The sequence below is a fragment of the Collinsella aerofaciens genome (genome assembly GCF_040926265.1).
In the GTDB taxonomy this organism is placed as follows: Bacteria; Actinomycetota; Coriobacteriia; order Coriobacteriales; family Coriobacteriaceae; genus Collinsella; species Collinsella aerofaciens_BB.
Genome location: NZ_JBCOIL010000001.1, coordinates 121,512 through 124,680 on the forward strand (window position 1 = coordinate 121,512; position 3,169 = coordinate 124,680).

At 60.2% G+C, this 3,169-nt stretch carries 3 protein-coding genes and 2 pseudogenes; 4 read left to right on the forward strand and 1 reads right to left on the reverse strand.

Translation table 11 applies throughout. The annotated features are described in order from the left end of the window. A pseudogene (locus AB5767_RS00540) lies at window positions 1-500 on the reverse strand (hypothetical protein); the annotation flags it as partial. A 597-nt stretch (window positions 501-1,097) separates the two neighbouring features. Here AB5767_RS00540 and AB5767_RS00545 point away from each other — a divergent pair. The 4 genes and pseudogenes from AB5767_RS00545 (at window position 1,098) to AB5767_RS00560 (ending at window position 2,857) form a co-directional block, all read left to right on the forward strand. Next, window positions 1,098-1,538, forward strand: a complete 441-nt coding sequence (locus tag AB5767_RS00545) for a DUF4869 domain-containing protein (RefSeq protein ID WP_368131578.1) — start codon at window positions 1,098-1,100, stop codon at window positions 1,536-1,538. Window positions 1,539-1,722: 184 nt separating this feature from the next. Then, window positions 1,723-1,788, forward strand: a pseudogene (locus AB5767_RS00550) (IS1/IS1595 family N-terminal zinc-binding domain-containing protein); the annotation flags it as partial. Window positions 1,789-1,803: 15 nt separating this feature from the next. Next, on the forward strand, window positions 1,804-2,583 hold the full coding sequence (locus tag AB5767_RS00555; RefSeq protein WP_368131582.1) for an IS1595 family transposase: 780 nt from the start codon (window positions 1,804-1,806) through the stop codon (window positions 2,581-2,583). Between the two features lie 76 nt (window positions 2,584-2,659). Beyond that, window positions 2,660-2,857, forward strand: a complete 198-nt coding sequence (locus AB5767_RS00560) for a type II toxin-antitoxin system RelB/DinJ family antitoxin (protein ID WP_368131580.1) — start codon at window positions 2,660-2,662, stop codon at window positions 2,855-2,857. Window positions 2,858-3,169 lie beyond the last annotated feature (312 nt).

Below are 3,169 nucleotides of genomic sequence, written 5' to 3' on the forward strand. Positions count from 1 at the left end.
GTCGTGCCGGCGGTGCCGCCGTTGCCGACGGCGGCCTGCCAGCCGACGTTGGAGACGTGGGCCTCGACGGATATGGCGTCGGCGCCGAGGGGCTCGCCGGTCGAGGCGTCGGACAGGACGAGGCGCAGCGCCTCGAGGGGGAGCCCCCTGCCGGTCGTGCCGGCGACCTCGCCGCCGGCGACGGCGCCCATCCAGCCGATATTGGAGACGTGGGCCGAGTATGAGAGCGAGACGGGCGCGGCCGCCTCGGACCGGGCGGGCTCCGCCTGGGCGCCGTCGGCCTGCGAGGCCTCGGGCTGGGAGGCGTCGGCCTGCGCGGGCTGGGCGGCGTCGGCCTGGGCGGCGGGACCCCCGTCGGCGGGCTGGGCCCCGGCGGCCGGGGCCTGCGCGTCGCCCGGGGCGGCGGGGGCGGCGTAGGCCGCGGGCCCGCACAGGGCCAGGGCGGCCGCGACCGCCAGCGCGGCGGCGGCACCGGAAATTCGTTTCGTGGAGCGTCTCATGGAAAATCCCCCTAATCTAGCAACGGTTTCCAAGTCTACTAGATTGGGGGGACGGGAGCCAAGCTGCAATACCCCCAAGACACCCGTCTATAGGTCGTGACGTTGTCTATAAACAGGCTCACCGCCCGCGGAATAAAATTCGGCGCAAATCGTTTGAGCAGGCGACGCGCGGAAGGAGCGTGTAGGGCGGTAATATACTGACCGTCAGCCGCGGCATCCTCGCGGAAACCCATTTGTTGCCGGAACTATAGTCCCCGGCGCGGGCTCACCTTATCTCCCCGGCACGGGCTCGATATCCTCTCGGATATCTAATCGTCTTGGACTTTTACCCACCCAAGCACAGTACGGCTTTTACGTGCCGCCACGCAGAGCCTAGCCTGGAACTATTGTCTAAAACATAGGCCTTCAAAGCAACTTAGGTTCAAGTACGGACATGCAAATACGGGCACTGGATACAGGTCTTGACTGTCAATGGTTATCAATCGCATGTGTTTCTGGCAAATTACGCCCGTCTTATGCGTGCGATACAATCAGTCTCACCGAACACCAAACCAGCAACCCGAAGGGACCAACGTGTTAACAATTCACTATGGTGATATGGAAAACGTTATCTACAATACGTCGGTTTACTTCGATAACGCCTATTCGCCCCAGTGGTTTCAAGACGCCTTTGCTCAAAGGATTATTAAATCAATCGATAAAGGCAATGTCGTTGGACCCTGCGCAATAGACACCAAGATCCTAGGCATTATCCCTCCTGAAAGGCTGTCGGGAGGCACTAAGACGCTGTTGCTCATGCACTTCATGCCTCAGAACGTATACAACGCCACAACCTGCAGCGACAATTGCGCTTACTGGATTCTGAGAATTGCCACGCAAAAGGACTTAACCATCAACCTCTACCATCTGATGGATTTTGGAAACGGCAAGTTCACGGCTACCGTTGCAAACACGGGCGATGTCGTTCACACGATGTTCGACCTTGTCCCTATAGCCGCAAAATGCCTAAGGGAAACTCCTGACATGCACTTTCGTTAGGCTCTGTTAGACCAAGATTGACATACATATGTCATCACGGCGCCATATCGTTAGCCTCGTAGACCGCGGGGCAGCATGAACGCCGAGGACCTGGTAATCACCTTCAAGAGGGACATCGCGAGCCTCAGCAGGACCGAACGCCGCCGGCTCCGCCTACGAGGCCGAGCGCTCCCCGCGCTGCGGGTCCACCGCGGTCGTGAAGAAGGGCAAATCAAAGAACGGCGAGCAGCGTTACCTCTGCCAGGATTGCGGCAGGACCTTCGGCATGGGCAGCGGGCACATCCTGGGGACGAGCAGGCTCCCGAAGGAGACCTGGATGGCCAATGCCGAGTGCTTCGTTCTCATGCTGCCCCTGCGCGAATGCGCGGGGCGCTGCCATGTCTGCCTCAAGACCGCCTACACCATGCGCCACAGGCTCATCGAGTGTCTCTCGGCCTACTCGCCCTCGTTCAAGACCGGGCGGGGCTGCGGCTGCGAGCTCGACGAGACCTACTTCCCCGAGTCGTTCAAGGGCAACCACACGAAGGGGTCATTTACGATGCCACGTCACTCCCGACATCGTGGCAAGCAGGTGCACAGGCGCGGACTGTCGCGCGAGCAGATCTGCGTCATGACCGGCGTGAACGACTCGAACGAGACGTTTCTCCAGGTCTCGGGACGAGGCATCCTGTCGAGGAAACGCGCCATGGACGTGCTGAGGGACCGCATCGCGTCCGCTTCCGTCGTAGCGACGGACAAGGCGTCCGCCTATGTCGACATCCTCGCGGAGCTCGAGGTCGACGCACACACGGCCTACGATTCCAAGGACCCTTCCGAGGGGACCATCAACCGGATCAACACCGTCCATTCGCTCCTCGATACCTTCATGAAGCCGTTTAAGGGCGTGTCGACGAAGCACCTCGGCACCTACCTCGCTTGGTTCAAGTGGTGCCGGACCTTCATGGCGACCGATTCCGGCACCGCCGAGCGCACGGTCGCGCGACAGCTCGCCAACGGCGTGTGCAGGAGCCGCATCCATGATATGTTCAACGTCCTGCCGCCCTAAATGGACTACTGGACCGAAGCCGCCGCATAGAGACAGTAGAATGGTCGCATCGCGATATACGAGGAAAGGTGCAGCCATGCCGTCGAATATACCGGCCACGACGATCCGGATCGACCCGGAGGTCAAGAAGGAGGCCACGGCCATCCTGGACGAGCTCGGCCTGTCCATGTCCACCGCCGTCAACGCGTTCCTCAGGGCGCCCGTCCGGAAGGGCGGGTTGCCGTTCGAGATGAGGGTCAAGGCGCCGGTGCCCGACGGGAAGACGGCAAGATAGTCGGCAAATCGACTTGGGCGATGGGACCCTCACGATTGACCCGACAGATCTTGAGCACATCGCCCCCTTGCCGGATTCAAACCCGGCAAGGGGGCGATTATCTTGCAATTTCAAAAAGATGATTGGGGCAGAATGTCAATCATGGTCTAACAGAGCCAAATCAATCCAACAGTTTAGATAACGGGTAATGATTCGGGAACAGGGCGTTCGGCCGGATGGAACAGATAGATATGGACCTTGATTATCGACTTTATCCGAACACCTCCCACATTCATCCGCACATGTGCGGATGAATGTGGGAACCCGATACCC

Coding starts and splice junctions, on each gene's coding strand:
- AB5767_RS00560 (WP_368131580.1), top strand. CDS start 2,660: ATGCCGTCGAATATACCGGCCACGACGATCCGGATCGACCCGGAGGTC.
- AB5767_RS00555 (WP_368131582.1), top strand. CDS start 1,804: ATGGGCAGCGGGCACATCCTGGGGACGAGCAGGCTCCCGAAGGAGACC.
- AB5767_RS00545 (WP_368131578.1), top strand. CDS start 1,098: ATGGAAAACGTTATCTACAATACGTCGGTTTACTTCGATAACGCCTAT.